At 62.5% G+C, this 18,764-nt stretch carries 14 protein-coding genes; 2 read left to right on the top strand and 12 right to left on the bottom strand.

The window, feature by feature from the left end; translation table 11 throughout:
- Positions 1–31: 31 nt before the first annotated feature.
- The 5 genes from J7I84_RS21030 to J7I84_RS21050 all read right to left on the bottom strand — a co-directional run bounded on the left by J7I84_RS21030 (position 32) and on the right by J7I84_RS21050 (position 6,730).
- Positions 32–1,009: an ABC transporter permease gene (locus tag J7I84_RS21030; protein ID WP_214946458.1), complete on the bottom strand. Its 978-nt coding sequence runs from the start codon at positions 1,007–1,009 to the stop codon at positions 32–34.
- A 126-nt stretch (positions 1,010–1,135) separates the two neighbouring features.
- Positions 1,136–2,809: an ABC transporter substrate-binding protein gene (locus tag J7I84_RS21035; protein ID WP_214946459.1), complete on the bottom strand. Its 1,674-nt coding sequence runs from the start codon at positions 2,807–2,809 to the stop codon at positions 1,136–1,138.
- Positions 2,810–2,886: 77 nt separating this feature from the next.
- A complete protein-coding gene (locus J7I84_RS21040) occupies positions 2,887–3,957 on the bottom strand; it encodes a LacI family DNA-binding transcriptional regulator (protein WP_214946460.1) in 1,071 nt (356 codons plus the stop codon).
- A gap of 263 nt (positions 3,958–4,220) precedes the next feature.
- Positions 4,221–5,219, bottom strand: a complete 999-nt coding sequence (locus tag J7I84_RS21045) for an aldo/keto reductase family protein (RefSeq protein WP_214946461.1) — start codon at positions 5,217–5,219, stop codon at positions 4,221–4,223.
- Positions 5,219–6,730 carry a glycoside hydrolase family 32 protein gene (locus tag J7I84_RS21050; RefSeq protein ID WP_214946462.1) on the bottom strand — a complete coding sequence of 504 codons (1,512 nt, stop codon included), beginning with the start codon at positions 6,728–6,730 and terminating at the stop codon, positions 5,219–5,221. The genes J7I84_RS21045 and J7I84_RS21050 overlap by 1 nt, the downstream gene beginning before the upstream one ends.
- 717 nt (positions 6,731–7,447) lie before the next feature.
- Between J7I84_RS21050 and J7I84_RS21055 the strand changes: the two genes are divergently transcribed.
- Positions 7,448–8,512 (top strand): medium chain dehydrogenase/reductase family protein, encoded by a 1,065-nt coding sequence (locus J7I84_RS21055; RefSeq protein ID WP_214946463.1) that lies wholly within the window; start codon positions 7,448–7,450, stop codon positions 8,510–8,512.
- A gap of 280 nt (positions 8,513–8,792) precedes the next feature.
- On the opposite strand, the gene J7I84_RS21060 is transcribed toward J7I84_RS21055, so the two are convergent.
- The 7 genes from J7I84_RS21060 to J7I84_RS21090 form a co-directional block, all read right to left on the bottom strand.
- Positions 8,793–10,133 carry a right-handed parallel beta-helix repeat-containing protein gene (locus tag J7I84_RS21060; protein WP_214946464.1) on the bottom strand — a complete coding sequence of 447 codons (1,341 nt, stop codon included), beginning with the start codon at positions 10,131–10,133 and terminating at the stop codon, positions 8,793–8,795.
- 26 nt (positions 10,134–10,159) lie between these two features.
- Positions 10,160–11,110, bottom strand: coding sequence for a carbohydrate kinase (locus J7I84_RS21065; protein ID WP_214946465.1), 951 nt, complete (start codon positions 11,108–11,110; stop codon positions 10,160–10,162).
- A 27-nt stretch (positions 11,111–11,137) separates the two neighbouring features.
- Entirely contained in the window at positions 11,138–12,721 is a 1,584-nt protein-coding gene (locus J7I84_RS21070; protein ID WP_214946466.1) for a glycoside hydrolase family 32 protein, read from the bottom strand.
- A 38-nt stretch (positions 12,722–12,759) separates the two neighbouring features.
- Complete coding sequence (locus J7I84_RS21075; protein ID WP_214946467.1) at positions 12,760–13,803, bottom strand: LacI family DNA-binding transcriptional regulator; 1,044 nt, start codon at positions 13,801–13,803, stop codon at positions 12,760–12,762.
- A gap of 70 nt (positions 13,804–13,873) precedes the next feature.
- On the bottom strand, positions 13,874–14,806 hold the full coding sequence (locus J7I84_RS21080; protein ID WP_251046914.1) for a carbohydrate ABC transporter permease: 933 nt from the start codon (positions 14,804–14,806) through the stop codon (positions 13,874–13,876).
- Entirely contained in the window at positions 14,806–15,693 is an 888-nt protein-coding gene (locus J7I84_RS21085) for a carbohydrate ABC transporter permease (protein ID WP_214946468.1), read from the bottom strand. The genes J7I84_RS21080 and J7I84_RS21085 overlap by 1 nt, the downstream gene beginning before the upstream one ends.
- 65 nt (positions 15,694–15,758) lie before the next feature.
- The gene (locus tag J7I84_RS21090; protein ID WP_214946469.1) at positions 15,759–17,036 is read right to left on the bottom strand and encodes a sugar ABC transporter substrate-binding protein; all 1,278 of its coding nucleotides are present in this window, start codon (positions 17,034–17,036) and stop codon (positions 15,759–15,761) included.
- A 292-nt stretch (positions 17,037–17,328) separates the two neighbouring features.
- Here J7I84_RS21090 and J7I84_RS21095 point away from each other — a divergent pair, with 292 nt between their 5' ends.
- A complete protein-coding gene (locus J7I84_RS21095) occupies positions 17,329–18,675 on the top strand; it encodes a NosD domain-containing protein (protein WP_214946476.1) in 1,347 nt (448 codons plus the stop codon).
- Positions 18,676–18,764: the final 89 nt, after the last annotated feature.

The raw sequence follows: 18,764 nt of genomic DNA on the forward strand, positions 1-18,764 counted from the left end.
GTCGGTCCCTTGGTTACTGGGTACGCAAGGCTCAGTTGCTGCGCACGCGGGGGTCGAGGCGGACGTAGAGGATGTCCACCAGGAAGTTCGCCAGCAGCACGGCGGCGGTGATGGTCAGGAACAGGCCCTGCATGAGCGGGTAGTCAAGACCCTGGACGGCGTTGAGGAGCTGGTAGCCCACGCCGGGGTACGCAAACACGACCTCGGTGAGCAGCGCACCGCCCACTACAAAGCCCAGCCCCATGCCGAAACTGGTGACAGAAGGAAGCATCGCGTTCCGGGCGGCGTAGCGGAGCATGATGCGTCCGGGACGGAGACCCTTGGCTTCAGCCATGGTGATGTAGTCCTCGGAGTTGGTGGCAATCATGGTGTTCCGCATGCCCAGCATCCAGCCGCCAATAGAGACCAGCACGATTGTGAGCGCCGGCAGCACCAGGTGGGCGCCGACATCGCCGATGAACTCGGTGGTGAACGCCGGCTCCAGGCCGTCGGTGAATGCGTGGCGGATGGGGAACCAGCCCAGCACCACGCCGAACAGGTACAGGGCGCCCATCGCGAGCCAGAAGTAGGGGAACGATCCGATGAAGACCAGTACGGGAGGCAGGGCCGAATCGATCGCCCCGCCGCGGCGCCATGCTGCCAGGATGCCCAGCAGGTTACCCACGACGGCGGCAATTACCAGTGCGGTCCCGCCGAGCAGGAGGGTCCAGCCGATTTGGGACGAGATGACTTCGGTGACGGGGGTGGGAAAGCGTGTAATCGATACCCCCATCTGTCCAGTGAGGACGTTCTGGAGGTAGCCGGCGTACTGCTCCCAGATGGGCCGGTTGTCCACGCCAAGCAGCTTGCGCAGTGCCTCGAGCTGTTCGGGCTGCATTCTGTCCTGGGAGCGGGCGAACATGCGTGATACGGGGTCCCCGGGCATGAAGCGCGGGAGCAGGAAATTCAGGGTAATGGATGCCCAAAAGGCGATCAGGTAGAAACCCAGGCGGCGCAGGATGAAGCGCACGGTTTCCCTCCAATTCGGGAGTGTTCAAAGTTGCGGGGGTACGCCCGACGGCCGGCTTATAGAATCGGCCAGGCCGTCGGGCGTGGGTGGCACGAGGGCGGTTCGGCCTTATGCCCGGCGGGACGTTTACTTGCGCGGTTCCAGGCTCGTCAGCACGAGAACCGTGGTGGGTGCGCGCACCGAGAGGGTGGCGTAGGGGTTGTCCTGGGTGGGCCAGCCGGTGAAGCGGGTGTCGTTGTAGGCCCCCCATTCCGGGCCGGAGAAGAGCGGCACCAGTGGTGCGACGTCGTTGTATTCTTCCTGCAGCTTGTTGGCAACGTCCTTCTGCTTGGACTGGTCCGTGGCTGCAGCGAACTCCGTCAGCAGGGCATCGGCTTTGGGGTCGCCGAAACGGTGGTAGTTGTCGGACGCCTTAGTGCCGACCGGCTTCACCGATGTGCTGCCCATGGTGGTGTTGAAGTACTTGTACGGGCTCGGATCGTTGGCGCTCCAGACGATGCCGGAGTCGAAGTCACCCGTTTCGTATCCTGCCACCACGGCAGCCCAGTCCGGGGAGTCCACCTTCGCGGTCACGCCGACCTCGGCGAGGTTTTGCGAGATCACGTTGGCAACGGAGAGCCAGTCGGACGAGGTAGCACCCACGGAGATCTTGAACTCGAACGGCTTGCCGTCCTTGAGCGTGCGCTTGCCATCGGGACCCTTGGGGTAGCCGGCCTTATCCAACAGGTCGTTGGCTTTCTGGACGTCATGATTGGTCCAGGTGCAGTTGTCCTTGACCTGGGTGTTCTTCCAGGTCTCGTAGTTGCCCGAGAGGCCGGTGCAGTCGGCCGGCTGGGCGTATCCGCTCATGCCGATCTTGGTGACCTGGTCCCGGTCCACGGCCATGCTTAGCGCCTTGCGGACATCCACATCGTTGAAGGGCGCCTTGGTGGTGTTGAGCTGCCAGTTGATCATGGCACCGGTCGGGGGGAACCAGTAGTGCCGGTGGTCTTTGTCCTTCGAGACGAACGTCTTTTCGATGTTCGGGATGTACTGCGGGGCCCAGTCCACGTCGCCGTTGGCGGCGGCGAGGTTTGCGCCGTCGTTCCCTGCGAACGCGAGCATCTTGATGCCTGCGATCTTCTGCTTTTCGGGCTGCCAGTAGTTGGGGTTTTTCTTCAGCACGAAGGACTGGGCCTGGAAGTTGTCCACCTCGGTGTACGGTCCGGTGCCCACCGGCTTAGCGTTGGCGTCCTTTTCCGGATCCGCCAGTGCGGACCAGATGTGCTTGGGGAGGATGCTTAGCTGGCCGACGTCGTACAGGGCGGGGGACCACGGCTTGTTGAAGTTGAACGTGACCTTGTTGCCTTGTGCCGTGACGCCGTCGAGGTACTCGTAGCCGCCCTTAAGTTTTTTCTGGAGTTCGAACGTGTAAGCCACGTCGTCGGCAACGAACGGCTGGCCATCGGACCACTTCACACCATCACGCAGGGTGAAGGTGATGGACTTGCCGTCGTCTGCAGCCTTCCAATCGGTGGCCAGCCACGGCACCGTGTTCCCCTGGGCCGGGTTGAAGACCAGCAGGGACTCGTAAATGGACTGCTGGACCATGGGGTTGACGGTCGGTGCGAACGGGTTGAAGTTTTGAACGAATGTGCCCATGTCTTCGCGGGGGATGGTGAGGAACGCGCTGGCGTTAGCCGCGGCGTCGGTGCCGCCGGACTTGTTGGCGGTGGCTGAGCAGCCGGTCAGCAGCATTGCGCCTACGGCCAGTCCGGCCGCGGCAACGCGGGCGGACCTGAGGAACCTGGTTTGTGTCATGATGGTTATCTCTTCCTGTCTTCATCAGCAAGGTGAAGGGTGGGTGGGGGATTTGCTCTTCGACGTTGATTTCGCGGTCAGACCGAAGAGCGTTCTAGCAGCGGACAGTCGACCAACTGCTGGTCGGCAGTGATCGGCTGTCCTGCTGTGAGGGCGGCGAGCGTCTGGACTCCCAGAGCGCCCATCTTTTCGAACGGCAACGCCACCGTGGTCAGCTTGGGCCTGAGGTAGGCCGCGATGAGTTCCTGGTTGTCGAAGCCGATCACGGCGATGTCACCGGGGATGGCCAGGCCACGTTCCTTGATGGCGTCGTAAGCACCCATGGCCATCCGGTCGTTGAGGCAAAAAAGGGCGGTGGGCCTTTCCTTGGCCGGGTACCGGTCGAGGATTTGGCAGGCGGCGTCGTAACCGCCGTCGGCCGTTGCATACCCGGCCACCACTAGCTCCGGATCCAGCTCCAGGCCTGCGTCGGCAAGTGCTTCCCGGGCACCTGCCACGCGTCCGACTGCTGCCGGAATATCCGGGTCCAGGTTGATTACTCCGATCCGGCGGTGGCCGGCTTGGAGTAAACGTTCGACGGCGACGCGGCCGCCGGCTCGCTCGTCAGGGACAATGGAGGGCAGCCTTCCGTCCGCATCGAAGCAGTTGATCAGGACGGTGGGGACTTCGTTGGCGCTTTCCGGGACGTGTACGCCCCGGTGGTATGTTGCCGCATAGAGAAGGCCTTCCACGCGTTGTTCCAGCAGTTTTTCAGTGGCGGCATCTTCCATGCCTTGGTTGGGTCCTAGGGCATCGGCCTGGTCGGAGGGCGCGATGAGCAGGAACCGACGGTCAAGCCAAGCCTGGTCCTGCGCCCCTTTGATGATGTCGACGGCGAACGGGGCCGTGACAATCTCAGTGACGATTCCATACCAATCACTGCGCTGGGATGCCAGCGCCCTCGCTCCGGCATTTGGACGGTAGCCCAGTGCCTGGACCGCCTCTGCGATACGTGCCCGCGTCTCTTCCGAGATGCTGGCGTTCTCGCGGTTGCTCAGTACGAACGAAACAGCCGTCCGGGAAACTCCGGCATGCTTGGCCACGTCACTCATGGTGACGCCGCGCTGCCGGACAGCGACGGGCTTACTTGAGGAGGCGTTTTTCGCCATTGAATGCTCCAGAGGTCTTCGTTGAGCTGGGGACGCCAGTACTGATGCGGATTCAGTCTGTAGGCTCCGCGGGGTAGTAACTCGCGTTACCTTCAGGCTGTGATCCAAGTTACCCGCGTTACTTCCGGGTGTCAACAAGTTCTTCCGGAGCTGTTGGGCGGGAGTTCCGGCTCCGTCCATGATGCTGCCGGCAGCGCCCCGGACGGCGCGTGGCTAAGCCGGAACGCCCAGCGCCGCCGTTGCTGCTGGGCTCCAAGGGTGGTTCAGGGCCGGTTCTTGAAGGATTCGACCTTTCCCGGGTCTCTTTCGACCACCGGGCCAAGGATGTCATCGATTCTCAGGAGCAGTTCCGGGTCAAGTTTGACTCCCGATGCCTGGACGTTGTCGACGAGCTGCTCGGGCCGGGATGCTCCGACGATGGCCGCCGAGACGTTGGGGTTTTGCAGTACCCATGCGACGGCGAAAGCTGCCATGGACAGTCCGGTCTCTTCGGCCAGGGGTTTCAGTTGCTGGACGCGGGTGAGGATGTCCTGGTTGAGAAAGCGGTGGTCGTTCTTGAGCCCGCCGTCCCCGGCCCGGAAGCGGGAGCCTTGCGGGGCCGCCGCACCAGGGGTGTACTTGCCGGTGAGCACTCCTTGGGCGAGCGGAGACCAGCAGATCTGGCCAAGGCCCAGTTCCTCGCTCAGGGGAACGATTTCCTGTTCAATGACGCGCCAGAGCATGGAATACTGCGGCTGGTTGGAGATGAGTTGGACGCCAAGTTCCTTGGCAAGGGCGACACCGGACCGTATTTCGTCCGTCGTCCACTCAGACACCCCGATATAGTGCGCTTTCCCCGCCCTGACAACATCGGCAAAGGCCTGCACCGTCTCTTCCAGCGGGGTCTCGTAGTCGTACCTGTGGGCCTGATAGAGATCGACGTAGTCAGTTTGGAGCCGGCGCAGCGAAGAGTTGATGGACTCCATGACGTGTTTGCGGGACAGGCCACGGTCGTTCCAGCCATCCCCGGTAGGGAAGTAGGCCTTGGTGAAAATCTCGACGCTTTCACGGCGTGTTCCTTTGAGCGCCTCACCCAAGGCTTCCTCGGCCCGGGTTCCAGCATATGCATCGGCGGTGTCGAAGGTGGTGATGCCCAAATCCAGCGCCTGCTTGACGCATTGCGTCGCAGCGGCCTGGTCGATCTGCTCACCGTGGGTGAACCAGTTTCCGTAGGCGATTTCGCTGATGTACAGGCCAGAGGAGCCTAGCTTGCGGTGTTCCATCAGGCTTCTTTCTTTCCGATGTTGGTGAGTTGGAGCGCAGCGTCGGCTGTGCCGCCAGTGGAGTACAGGACGAGGGACGTTTGGGTGCGATCCGGGAAAATCAGTTCGGTCACGGTGACGAGCCCACCGTTCGCGAAGACTTCCACTGAGCAGTGGTCGACGAATATCTGGAGGGTGTAGCTGCCGTCCTGCCCGGCGGCAATCGGGGCGCGACTGCTGGAGGGGAAGGCTTCGTGGAACCGGGTGTCACCGGAACGGGTGCGGTCCACGATGAGTTCTCCGTTGCCGGGTCGGATCCCGATCCGTGTCCCGACCGTGCCATTGGCTGACCCCCTGACCACAAGGCCGACTTCCTCGGCACTGCCGGGTGTGATGGTGATGTCAATGAGCTGCACTGCTGTGCCGCCCTCAACTGGCACCTGGCCGTTTACGGTCACCCGCTGCAGGGGAGCAGTAAATATTGAAGCGGCTCTCACTTCCGGCACGGGTTGCTGAACGAGCCGGGGTTGACCGTTCACGGAAACGAGGGAAACATCCCGGACCAGGCTCATGGGACTGCGCCAGGGAGAGGTAGGAATGTGGTTGGCGTACTGCCAGTTGTTCATCCAGCCGATCATCAACCGCCGTCCGTCCGGAACGTTGCTGAAGGAGACCGCGGCGTAGTAGTCCCGGCCCCAGTCAAGCCACTGGTAGTCGGGTACGCGCTCCGGATCCTGCATCCCCTCGGTGAGGGTGGTCTCGGAGCTGAACGTGACGCCGTCGAACTCACCCACAAAGTACTGCCCTGCCGACCCGCCGTTCGGGCCCCCGGGGTTCATGTTCACGGTCAGAACCCATTTCATGGCCGCCGCGTCATCGTTCAAAGGCAGCTCAAAGAGGTCCGGGCATTCCCAGATTCCGCCGGTTCCGTTTGCAGGGCCGAAGGTGCTGAGGTATTCCCACTTCTTGAGGTCCTCGGAGCGGTAGAGCAGGACAGTGAAGGCATGTGCTTCCACGGCCGCCATGACCCAGTAGCTGCCGGCCGGGCCGTTGTAGCGGAAGACCTTGGGGTCCCGGAATTCCGGTGAGTTCCTCGTCAGGACCGGGTTGCCTGCGTACTTGGTCCAGGTGTAGCCACCGTCGGTGCTCCACGCGATGGACTGGGCCTGAGTGCCCTCATGGGGTGAACCCGGTTTGTAAGCGCTGGTGTAGATGGCCACCAGGGGAGCCTTCCCGTCCACGCCGAATCCGCTGGAGTTGGCAGTGTCCACCACAATGCTGCCGGAGTAGATTTCCTCGGCGTCATCGCAGGGGATCGCTACCGGTTGTTCCTTCCAGCTGACCAGGTCTGTTGAGGTGGCATGGCCCCACGACATGTTGCTGTGCACGTTTCCGAAGGGGTTGTTCTGGTAGTACAGGTGGTAGATGCCCTCGTGGAAGACCAACCCGTTGGGATCGTTGAGCCAAGTATCCTTGGCGGCGTAGTGCATAGCCGGCCTGTAGGTCTCAAGGGTGGAGGTGACGCTGTTCATTGTTCTCTTTTCATGGCCGTGCGTGAGGTCCGAGGACCTATAGAGGAGGCGTGTGCTTTGCACGGGTTCATTGCATTGCGTGAACGCCGGGGCCGACCTGAAGAATGAATTTGGTTTGTGTCATCATGGGTTATCTCTTCCTGTCTTCATCAGCAAGGTGAAAAGTGGTGGGGATTTGCTCTTCGACGTTGATTTCGCGGTCAGATCGAAGAGCGTTCCAGCGGCGGACAGTCGACCAACTGCCGGTTGGCAGTGACCGGCTGTCCTGCTGCAGGGACGAATGGACCGCCGGGTCCTAATTTTTGCCAGACCCGCGTCGACCAGGGACTCCTGGGTGCACGCATGCGGCCAGCAGCTGCACTCGTGGTAACTCGCGTTACCTTTGAGTATGTGATCTAAGTTACCCGCGTTACTTCCTCGCTGTCAAAAGGTTTTTACCCGTGATCGGAGACATCCGCAGACTCTCCCTCGCTAAAGCCGGGTTATGACCGCTCCTTAACCGAAGCCGGCCACTGGGTGTTCACCATCGCCGTTGCCTCCTGATGGCCGCAAGGATCAGGCTCTTCTTCGCAGCACGACTGCGGCCATCAGTGTGAAATTACGCCGCCACCAGGATTATCAAAGTGTCCAAGTTGTTCATAGGTGCCCCATTGTCATCATCTTCACGTGGGTAGAAAGCCCCTGTTTCACCTGGTGGATGTGCGTCAGGCTGACGCTATGAAGCGCGTCGTTGTCGAGCAATTCGGGGGCCCGGAGGTCATCAAGGTGGTGGAGGACAAGGAGCCTCGGCCTGCACCCGGCGAGGTCGCTGTCCGGGTATTGGCCGCCGGGGTGTCTTTCACAGATTCGCAACTTCGCGCCGGTACCTACTTCCATGTCCCTACGCCGCCATTTACCCCTGGTTATGAACTTGTGGGGGTTGTGGAGGAGCTGGGCGCGGCATGCTCGCGGCTGCAGGTAGGTGACCGGGTGGCCGCGTTGACAGTCTGGGGTGCCTACGCGGAACGAGTCTGTGTGCCGGAGGCAGAGGCAGCCGAGGTGCCCGCGGACCTTGACCCGGCGGAGGTTGTCTGCCTGGTGCTGCCGTACATGACTGCTTATCAGGTGCTTCATCGGGTGGCGAAAGCGCAACACGGCGAGACCGTGCTGGTGCATGGGGCAGCTGGCAGGGTGGGTGTCGCCGTTCTTGAACTCGGAGCGGCGGCCGGAGTCCAGCTTTACGGCACTGTCTCCGCCAAGGACCGCGCGACCGTCGAGAAGCTCGGCGCCGTGGCGATCGACTACCGGAGCGAGGACTTCCTGGCTCGCATGCGGGCCCTCCCCGGGAAAGGAGTGGATGTGGTGCTGGACGGGATCGGCGGTCCGCTGTCCGTCCGCTCATTCCGCGCGCTACGCCCGGGCGGCAGACTCGTAGTGTTCGGCCACTACGAAACGCTGTCCCACGGGCGCAGGAGCATGCGGGGGTGGTTTAGGTGGTACGTTGCGACGGCCGCTGTTGCCGCCCGGGGCCTGCTTTCGCCCCGCCGTCGCGTCCTCGCCTACCGTGTTCAGAAACTGCATGAGCCAGCCCCACCGCTGGCCGTGGGAGGAGGACCCCGGGTTCCGGAGTGGTACCGGGAGGACTTCCGCGTATTGCTCGAACTGCTCCGCCGTGGGCAGATCCATCCGGTTGTAGCCGGTCGCCTGCCGCTTGCCGAAGCCCGGCACGCGCACGAACTCCTTGAGCATTCAGCGGAGCAAGGCAAGCTGGTGCTGATCCCGGAAGGCGGGCGGCGCCTCTGACGAAAGTTCCGCCGCGCGCCATCCTGGGACGCAGTAGGCCAAAAGCCGGGCGAGGGCAGCATCGACGCGGCTCTCTTCAGGTCCGTCGGGGGCTGACCTGTAGGCATCGTGGAGCAGGGCCGGGAGGCGCCCCCGGCGGAAGTGCCGAATTTGTGGCGGTCGATCAGGCGAAGGGCGGCCTCGGCAAGGATGCTGAGGCTGCCCCCTGTGATGGCCAGCGTGCAGGCCCGTAGCACCCCCAACCACCGCCCTCAAGCGGGCCACACGGCCCCGTTCCGGCCTAGGACCCCACAGCGGGTGTTGCCCGGATAGCATTGGCAGCCCTGTCTGCGATCACCTGCGGGTCAGTTCCGGAATCAAGGATGGTATTCCGGGCCGATTCCGGCTCCACCATGACGGCCGTAACAGCAAGGCCGGCCGAAGCCTCAGTGGTCAGCAGGGCGTCCACCTGGGCCGCGAAGCAGGAGTCGCTCGACGTGGCCTGAACGTCCGTCGCCACCACATGGTTGTTGGTGACGAAGTTGCCCACCCCTGACAGCAGCCGGATGATGACGGGCGTGGCGCCTGCCGGCCGGATAGCCTGCGAGTCAACGACCTCGGAGAAGTGGTTGCCAATGACCGAATTGTTGTTTCCGCTGACGCAGAGAAGACCGTGAAGGTCATCCAGTCCATTGTCTATTCCCAGGAAGGGCGTCCAGGGTTCAAGGTCCCGCAGGAAATGGTTGGTTGCCACGAGGTTCTCGGAGCTGTCCGCTGCGAGGACCACCATCCCGGGATAGAACGAATGCAACCGGTTATTGCTGACGCTTGACCGCGTGACACCCTCGAGATGCACACTGCTCGCACCGCGTGGGAAGACGTTGTTCGCGGTGATCAGGAGCCCGCCGTGGTTCTGGGCGTAGATTGAGTGGCCCTTGAAGCCTGCTCCGATCAGGTTGTCGGTGACTTTTGATGCCTGTCCCCAGCCGCGCAGTTCGATGCAGCTTCCGCATTCGGCGATGAAGTTGCCGTGGATGGACAGCGCGTCGGCGTTGTAGATGGTGAGGGCGTTCTCAAGGTAGACGAACCCCATGCCGGTGATACGGAATGAGTCATTGGCGCTGGCAACATAGATGCCGGTCTTGCCGTTGACGTAGGTGTTCTCCTGGAACAAATCCGAACCGTCCGGATTGAAGTGCAGCCCGTCGATGCAGAAGTTCGAGAACTCGATAGAGCTGATCCGTGGGCTCCCGTCCCGCTCAATGTAGAACGCGGCTCCCTTGGATTCCTCCCCTTCCGCCGCGGACGAAAGGTCGACGAGAATGCGGCTGCCTCCGGGCCACAGCTCATGCAGGTCCGGCCATTCGCCTTCTGGAACGTTGAACCGGATGCTGGACGACGTGAAGCCGTGTCCCGATCCCTGGATCCGCAGGAAGCTGACGTCGATTACCACCTGCGTGCGAAGGTGGTAATCCCCGGGCGGTATGTTGATCACCGCTCCCGGCTTTCCGCCGTTGTCCACATCGCTGGCGGACTGCCGTTCCTTGATGTCAGCGATGATGCTGTTGATGACTTCTCCCACGTCCTTGGCGGGATTGCCGACGTGCCAGGCAGTCACGTCGTAGTAGTTGTTGCTTGACATAGGTCTTTCCCTTTGTGTTGTGGTTTTCAGCCCTGGGCCGGTTGATGTTGCGGCAGTTCCCCCGCCAGTTCCTCAGACGTTGGAGGTTGGGCGCCGGGGCGGCGTACGGTGATGGCTGCTGCTTTGGCTGCCATGCAACCCAGCGATTCCAGGACCGACGGTGCCATCCCATCAGCCCCACGCATGAGGAGTCCGTAGATCAGGGCCGACATATACGAGTCGCCGGCCCCGATGGTGTCCACCACGGCAGACTTCACCGATGGCACGGCTACCTGCGCGTCTCCCGTGGTAAGCAGCGATCCGTCCGCCCCCAGGGTGACGGCAACGAGTCCGGCCCCAAGGTGCAGGATCCGCTTCGAAATATCGTCCAAGGACAGCCCCGGATAAAGCCACCGTGCATCCTCGTCGCTGAGTTTCACTACCTCTGTTAACGGAACGAGTTCCTCGAAGATGGACTTTGCCTCAAAATGGCTGCCAAGGAGCGCCGGGCGGATATTGGGATCGTAGGTGACCACACAACGCTTATGCGATTGCTCCAGAAGCTCCCTGACCACTGCCGCTCCGGGCGCCAGGAAGGTGGCGATCGAGCCGGTGTGCAGGACTTTGGGAAGGGTCGGGGGAGCGATCCGTTGAAGGTCCCAGTGGATGTCGAAGTCATACTGTGCCGAACCGTTGGAAGCCAGAATGGCAGTGGCTGTTGCCGTTGGGCCGCTGAGCTTCGAACCGGGAATGAGCTTGACGCCGGCGCTCCGAAGGTGCTCCTCGATGGCGGTGGAATGGTGGTCGTCGCCGATTGAGGTCAGCAATGCTGTGTCGACCCCCAGCCGCCCGAGTCCGTAGGCAACATTTGCCGGTGATCCACCCGGGTGTTCCACAGTGCCTCGCGGAGAGACAACGATGTCCACCAGCGCTTCACCCACAACAAGCACATCACTGCTCGGTGTGGGGTCAGCGTAGGGGTGCTGGACTGTTGGCATTCTGGGCCTTTCCTGGAATCAGTGTGGTCAGGTGAGTGTTGAGGTTGTGAGCTTCAGTATTCTTGCTGAGCCGTTGCCCGCCGAGAGCCAGTTCCCCCGGTTGCCGACTTCCGGGAAGATGAGGTCGGTCAGAACCACTTTGCCGCCCTGCGCAAAGACCTCCACCGAGCAATGGTCGACGACGATTTGCAGCTTGAGCAGGCCATCCTCGAGGACCAGCGGGGCCGACTCCGCGGATGCAAACTTTTCGTGGAAGCCCGTGCTGCCTGACCGGCGGCGGTCCAGGAGGAGCACAGCGGCGGCGGCGTTGTAGCTCAGCACCGTTCCAGCACTTCCATCAACATTTCCGAAAAGCCGGAATTCAATTCGTTCGGCGCTTCCCGGCAGTATTTCCGCCTCGATAATGTGCGCGCTGCCGGGCACCGCATCCGGCAAGCGGAAGGCTGAATGTTCCAGCTCAAAGGGGTCTGCGTTCACGTGGTCCTTGGCAGCAGGTAGATCTGCTCCCGCGCAGCCTCCGGCCAGGACTGGTTGCTGGATCAGGCGGGCGGAGCCGCTATTGGCCGTGAGGCGCACCTCGCGGGCGATGGTCATCGAGGACCGCCAGGGTGCAGTGGGCAACTGGTTGGCATAGTCCCAGTTGTTCATCCAGCCGATGATGATGCGCCGGCCATCCGGGGCGTCGCTGAAGGACACGGAGGCGTAGCAGTCGCGTCCCCAGTCCAGCCACAGGCATTGCTGCAGGGCCGTCGCAGCCGCGGCGGAGTCACCAAGTGCGCTCACTCCGGCGGGTGCTGCGAGTGAACCGGCGTCAGGACAGAACCGAATGCCGTCGAAGCTCCCGATGAAGTACTGGCCGCCGGAACCGCCCGCTACGGCGCCTGGGTTCACGTTGACGATCAGCACCCATTTGATGTTGTCCGGGTCTCCGTCCACCGGCAACGGGAAGAGATCCGGGCACTCCCATTCGCCGGCGTCGGCGTTGGCCGGGCCGAAGTCGCTGAGGAATACCCAGGACTTAAGGTCATCCGAACGGTAAAAGACCACCTTTTGGTGCTGCGCTTCGACGGCGACCATAACCCAGCAGGCACCCTGGTCCCCTTGATAGCGGAAGACTTTGGGATCGCGGAAGTGAGGGGAGTGCCTGCTGAGGACTGGGTTTCCGTCGTATTTTTTCCACGTCATTCCTGCGTCGGTGCTGTAGGCCAGGGACTGCGCCTGCGTGCCGCTGTGTTGGGATGCCGCCTTGTAGGCACTGGTGTAGATGGCTACGAGGGCAGGTGCGTCCGCCGTGCCGAAACCTGACGTGTTGCCGTGGTCCACCACCACGCTCCCGGAGTAGATATCCTCAGCCTCGTCGCAGGCAATGGCAACAGGGTGCTCCGTCCAGTGCAGCAGATCGCGTGAGGTGGCGTGGCCCCAGGACATGTTGCCCCAGACGCTTCCGTGAGGGTTGTTCTGGAAGAAGAGGTGGTAGAGGCCGTTGTGGAAAACAAGGCCGTTGGGGTCGTTCAGCCAGGTATCCCGTGCCGTGAAGTGGATGGCAGGCCGGAACCTGGTTGTTTCTGCTTGGGCTGTTTCCGGGCGTGCGGCATCAAGGCAGCTGGACATGTCTGGCGGTCCTCTTGGTTGTGGAAGGGTCTGGCTGGCTATCGCCTGGGAGCTGCGATGGAATCGCGGCTCACCAGGGGGCAGTCCAGGATGGTCGGGTGAAGTGCCATAAGGGCAAGGTCGGTCTTGCCCTCGATGGCGTCAATCAGGTGCCCGGTGGCCCAGGCGCCCATTTCGTAGTGCGGAAGGGCCACGGTTGTAAGGGCCGGGTGGAGGTTGGCGGCGATCAGCTGCTGGTCGTCGAAGCCCACGATTGATAGGTCCGAAGGGATGGCGAGTCCCAGTTCGGCCGCGGCACGGTAGGCGCCCATGGCCATTCGGTCGTTGTAGCAGAACAGGCCGGTCGGCCGGTCCTCGCGAGCCAGCATCCGCCGGGCTGCTTCATAGCCGCCCTGCACTTCGGAGACCTCGGACTCGACAGGTGCCGCGTCGCCGTCGAGCCCTGCTTCTATCAGCGTGGCCCGGAAGGCCTGGAGCCGTTGCCGGGTTGCGGGGACATCGTCGGTGTTGTTGATGAAGCCCACCCGGGTGTGGCCGGCCTCAAGGAGCGCGCCCACGGCGGCGCGTGCACCGCCTTCTTCGTCCGGGATCACGGCCGTGATGTTTCCGCCGGTGGCCACCGAGTCCACCAGGACGGAGGGGACGCTGCCGAGGTTGGCGGGCAGCTCCACGTTGCGGTGGTACATGGTGGCATAGAGGATTCCATCCACACGCCGTTCCAGGAGGGCTTCGACGTCGGCCCGCCGCGCTTCCAGGTTTGCTGAGCCGGAGGTGTTGATGATCATGAGGTTGTATCCCCGGGCTTTAGCCGCTTCGTCCGCGCCGAGGATGATCCGGCCCGCGTGGGGTGTGGTCGCGATGTCCTCGCTGACCAGTCCAAGCATCCCGGTCCGCTGGGTGCGGAGCGCCTGCGCAAGTCGGTTGGGGCCATAGCCCAGTTGCTCTGAGATGGTCCGCACCTTGTCCCGGGTTTCGGGGCTGATCCGGGCATAGGAGACGTCGTTGAGGACGTGGGAGACCGTTGTCACGGAGACCCCGGCGGCGGCGGCCACGTCCTTGATGCCGATGTTCTTGTTGCTCATTTGTCTCCCACGTCCTTATGGATGGTCATGGCCCCTGGGGGTTACCAGTAGGCTACTCGTTCGTTTGGGCTCAGCCCTTGACGGCGCCGAGCGTCATGCCTGCAACAATTTTGCGCTGCAGGAGAAGGGTGAGAAGGATGACCGGGATTGAGTAGACAGCCGCTAGGGCAGTCATCGACCCCCAGTCCAGGCCGAACTGGGTTTGGAAGTTGGCGATCACCACGGGGGTGGTCTGGGACCGGACAGCGGTCATGAGGAGCGCGAACAGGAATTCGTTCCACGAGGCCAGGAAGGCGAAAATCGCGGTGACCGCGATGCCGCCGGACACTACGGGGATCACCACACGCCACAATGCGCCGAGCCTGCTGCAGCCATCGACGGTCGCCGCCTCTTCCAAGTCCTTCGGCACCGCTTCGAAGAAGCTGGACATCAGCCAGATGGACAGCGGGAGGGAGATGGTGGTGTGTGCGATGGACAGGGCGATGGGCGTGTCCGCCAGGCCCACGGAGGCCATCATGGATGCCAGCGGGATACCGATGGCCACCGGCGGGACCATGCGCGTGACCAGGGCGGCCATGATGAAAACCCTGCCGCTGCGGGTCTTGTACCGGGTGATCCCGTACGCCGCGGGAACGGCCAGGACCAGCGAGAGGGCTGTGCTGATCACGGCCGTCTGGACGCTGTTAATGAACGACGCCGGCACGCCACTTCGGCTGAGGGCATTTACATAGTTCGCCATGGTCCATTCCTTGGGAAGGATGGTGGGCGGGACAGCGATCGTGTCGATGGGGGTCTTGAAAGACGTGAACAGCAGGTAGAGGAACGGGAACCCGTAAAGGACCAAGGCGGCGGTAAGCAGGATCCACAGTATGGTCCTGGTGCTGCGCCTCCCGGCCTCGAGTCCTTCGCGGTTGACACCCCGGCGCCTGCGGCCGATGTCTGCCGGCGAGGACCCCGTGCTGGTTTTCCGTGCAGGGATTGTTGGCCTTTGAATGGTACTCATCAGGTGTCCTTTCCTGGCCGCCAGATGGTGCTGACCGCGACGAAGGCGATGGCGAGCATGGCCAACAGGTAAATGGTGCCCATGGCGCTCGCGAGGCCGGGATCGCCGAAGCGGATCATGGTCCGGTAGATGAGCAGGCTCATGGTTTCGGAGGCGGACTGTGGCCCGCCGTTGGTCTGGATCAGGATGGTGTCAAAAGCCCTGGCCGCGTCAATGCCGCGGACCACCAGGGCCACTGCGATCACCGGCCGGAGCAGCGGAAGGATGATCCGGAACAGCAGGGCGGGTGCCCGCGCCCCGTCGAGCCGTGCCGCCTCGATGAGGTCTCCCGGGATGTTCTGCAGTCCGGCGAAGAGCACCAGGCACATGAATGAGGTGGTGAGCCAGATGTCCGGGATGGCAACGGAGAACAGGACGATGTCCGGATTCGAGAGCCAGCCGATCTGGTTCGGGTTCTGCAGGATGCCCGCCTGGTTCAGCAGCGAGCCGAGCAGCCCGAAGTTGTCGATCATGAGGAACTTCCAGAGCAAACCGGCCACGATGGGCGCGATCATCAGCGGATACAGGAACATGGTCCGCCAGACCTGTGATGCCTTGCCAAGCATGGTGAACAGGAGCGCCATGCCCAGGCCAAGCGCGAACTCAAGTGTCACCACCATGAGGGTGTAGGCGAGCGTCCGCCACCCGGCGCCGATGAAATCCGGGGATGTGAAGGCGTGGACGTAGTTGTCCAGGCCCACGAAGTCGCGGGGACCACCGACGATGGGGGAGATCTTGAAGAAGCTGTCCGAGATAAGGCGGAACAGCGGATAAGCAACAAAGACTGCGAGGAACAGCGCCGCCGGAGTCATGAGGTAGAGGGCAAAGCGGCGATCAGGGATACGCACGGGGTTCTCTTCCACTGGTTGGGGCCGCGGCCGGCACTGCCATTGCTGATGCCGGCCGCGGAGTCTTACTTGAGGAGGGCCTGGATTTTGGTCTTGGCGTCAGCCAGCAGGGCCGCGCTGTCTCCGCCTGCCACAGCCTTCTGGAGCATCGGCACCAGAACGGTGTCGACGATTTGCTGCCACTTTGCCGTTGCAGGGCGCGTCGCGGTCGCAGGGGCGTTAAGGGTTTCGATAAGCGGCTTGAAGCTCTCGTAGCCGGGCTGGTCCTGGTACTTCTGGAAGGCTGAGACCCTGGCCGCCAGGCCAAGGCTTGACTGGATGGCCAGATCGTTGTGGTCGAAGGCGCACTTGACGAACTTCTTTGCAGCGTCCGTGTTCTTGGTTGCCTTTGGCACGGAAAGGTACCAGGGGCCGGGAACACCGGCCACGCCGGCGGAGCCGCCGATCATTGCAGCCGTTCCCACCTTGCCGTAGACAGGGGAGTCCTTGGGGATCTGCCGGTACGCGTGGGCCCAGAACTGGGTCATGGCCGTCTTGCCCTGGTTGAAGAGGTTCTGGGCGGCGGCCCAGTCAACCTGCGCCGCGCCCGGAGGGGCATCCTTTACAAGGCTGGTGTAGAAATCCAGTGCTTGTTTGCTGGCTGCGTTGTCGATGATGACGTTGTTGTTGCTGTCGAGGACCATCGGCGAGCCGGCCTGCAGCACATGTGCGAGGTACTCGGTTTCAACACCGCCCTTCACATCGGTTCCGTACATGCCGTCCTTGGTGAAGAAGGCAGAGATGTCCTGATACTGCTGCCAGGTCTTGGGTGCGGCCAAGTCGTAGCCGTACTTGGCCTTGAAGTCCGCCTTGTTCTTGGCGTCTTCGAACAGGTCCTTGCGGTAAAGGACAATCTCGGCGTTTGTCCATGCGGGCATCCCGATGAAGTGTCCGTCGACATTGGCTTCCCTGACCAGCGAAGGGAAGATGTCCTTCTTTGCCTCGTCAGTGAAGAGCTCATCGATGGGCTGCAGGGCATCCTTGAAGCTTGGCAGCCAGACCGAGTCGAGCGCGGCTACATCGAATGAGACGGTGCCGGAGGAGAACTCGCTGGAGAGGCGGTTGAACAGGCCGTCGTAAGGGAGTTCGACGAAGTTGACGTTGACGCCGGTGTCTTTCTTGCACTGATCGGCGATGGGCTGCAATTCGGCATGTCCACCGGCCTCAACCAGGACGTTGATGGAGCTGCCGCCGCTTTCTGCGGGTGCGGGGCCCCCTGCGCCGCAGCCGGTTGCGACCAGGGCGACGGCGGTACAAATGCCGCCGATGGCGGCGAGCTTGGAGGTTGTCTTTCGAGAGGACATCGCTGTCGACTCCCTTTCTCTTGAACGGAAAGGCGGGAACTGGAACGGGGTGAAAAACCGTTTTGCTAAAACGACTTGGCAACAGATTAGGACCTCCCCGCGAGGGGTGTCAAGGGCCACAATCCGCCAATGCTTGACAAAATCCGGCGCAGTTATTTTGGCGTTGACAGTCCTGCGCGGCCCCTCATAGCGTTGGGCGAGGCTTCGAAGGCAAATCGTTTTTGCACCGTGGCGCCTTGGAAGCCAATGAAACAATCTTTGACCCCATGGAGGAGAACCAGTGGAACGATCGATGGAAAAGAACCTGCGCGCGGCTGACCCGAGCCGCCGTCGAATGCTCGGAGCCGGTGCCGCAGGCACGCTGGCGGCGGCACTCACGCTCGGAGTCCAGCAAAACGCGAAGGCCGACGACGCCGGCAAAGGAGTGCTCTTAGACGCGCCCAACACCTACGATGTGACCGCCTGGAAAATCAAGGGCCATCCCGAGATCACGGCCCAGTCCGATATCGGTGCCGTCATCAACGACATCATCGGAGACATCAAGCGGCGGCAGGCGAGCCCCCAAACGAAACCTGGAGCTGTGATCGTCATTCCGCCGGGCGACTATGATCTTCGGACCCAGGTGGTGGTCGATATCAGCTTCCTGACTATTGCGGGGTTCGGACACGGCTTCTTCTCCCGCAGCATCGCCTACAACGTGGACACCACGGGATGGGCGGAGCTCCAGCCCGGCGGCAGCCACATCCGTGTCCTCACTCCTGCGGCCACACCCCAGGCATTCCTGGTGCGCCGCGGCGGTAATCCGCGCTTGTCCGGAATCGTGTTCAGGGATTTCTGCCTCGATGGCGTCGAGTTCGTACCTGACCAGAACAGCTACCGCAACGGCCGCACCGGGATCGAGGTGGCCTCGGATAACGACTCCCTGCACATCACGGGAATGGGATTTGTGTACCTGGAGCACGCGCTCATTGTCCGTGGCGCCGACGCCCTGCGCGTGCACGACAACATGATCGCTGAATGCGGAAGCTGCGTTGAACTGACAGGGGCGGGCCAGGCGACGATTGTGAGCGACAACCTCATGGGGGCCGGCCCGGACGGGGTCACGCTCCTTGCCGAGAACCATGAAGGCCTGCTCATTACCGGCAACAACCTCTTTCCGCGGGGACGGAGCCTTATCGAACTCACGGGATGTACCAGGAGTTCGGTGACATCCAACCGCATGCAGGGCTTCTACCCTGGGATGATGCGCCTGCTCAATGGCTGCAAGGAAAACCTGGTCACGTCCAACCACTTCCGGCGGGGAACCGAAGGCTTCCCGCCCTTCCTCAGCAGAGGCAACGGACTGGACGACTTCTACGGCGTTCTCCACGTGAGCGGAGACAACAATCTCATCTCCAACAACGTCTTCGCATACGACGTTCCTCCTGCCCGGGTCCTTCCCCCGAACGCCCAGCCCACCATCATCCTCATCGCTGCGGGTGACGCCAACGTCGCGGCCCTCAACCACGTCATCACCAACGTCGCCGCCCAACACGTGGTCCTCGACGCGTCAACCACCCACTCGAAGGTTATGGACAGCGGGCCCGCCTCCACGATCACTTCCTACAGCCCGGACACCGCGATCCGGCCGACCCCCTGACGAAACGGTGTGTCTTGCGCGAGTCGAACCGCGCCACAAGTTTGCCTGCGGTTGATGCGGACAGTGGGGGACTGTCCGATAAACGGTGT

This window comes from Arthrobacter sp. ISL-85, assembly GCF_018613675.1.
In the GTDB taxonomy this organism is placed as follows: Bacteria; Actinomycetota; Actinomycetes; order Actinomycetales; family Micrococcaceae; genus Arthrobacter.

Coding starts and splice junctions, on each gene's coding strand:
- J7I84_RS21035 (WP_214946459.1), bottom strand. CDS start 2,809: ATGACACAAACCAGGTTCCTCAGGTCCGCCCGCGTTGCCGCGGCCGGA.
- J7I84_RS21040 (WP_214946460.1), bottom strand. CDS start 3,957: ATGGCGAAAAACGCCTCCTCAAGTAAGCCCGTCGCTGTCCGGCAGCGC.
- J7I84_RS21045 (WP_214946461.1), bottom strand. CDS start 5,219: ATGGAACACCGCAAGCTAGGCTCCTCTGGCCTGTACATCAGCGAAATC.
- J7I84_RS21050 (WP_214946462.1), bottom strand. CDS start 6,730: ATGAACAGCGTCACCTCCACCCTTGAGACCTACAGGCCGGCTATGCAC.
- J7I84_RS21055 (WP_214946463.1), top strand. CDS start 7,448: ATGAAGCGCGTCGTTGTCGAGCAATTCGGGGGCCCGGAGGTCATCAAG.
- J7I84_RS21060 (WP_214946464.1), bottom strand. CDS start 10,133: ATGTCAAGCAACAACTACTACGACGTGACTGCCTGGCACGTCGGCAAT.
- J7I84_RS21065 (WP_214946465.1), bottom strand. CDS start 11,110: ATGCCAACAGTCCAGCACCCCTACGCTGACCCCACACCGAGCAGTGAT.
- J7I84_RS21070 (WP_214946466.1), bottom strand. CDS start 12,721: ATGTCCAGCTGCCTTGATGCCGCACGCCCGGAAACAGCCCAAGCAGAA.
- J7I84_RS21075 (WP_214946467.1), bottom strand. CDS start 13,803: ATGAGCAACAAGAACATCGGCATCAAGGACGTGGCCGCCGCCGCCGGG.
- J7I84_RS21080 (WP_251046914.1), bottom strand. CDS start 14,806: ATGAGTACCATTCAAAGGCCAACAATCCCTGCACGGAAAACCAGCACG.
- J7I84_RS21090 (WP_214946469.1), bottom strand. CDS start 17,036: ATGTCCTCTCGAAAGACAACCTCCAAGCTCGCCGCCATCGGCGGCATT.
- J7I84_RS21095 (WP_214946476.1), top strand. CDS start 17,329: ATGGAAAAGAACCTGCGCGCGGCTGACCCGAGCCGCCGTCGAATGCTC.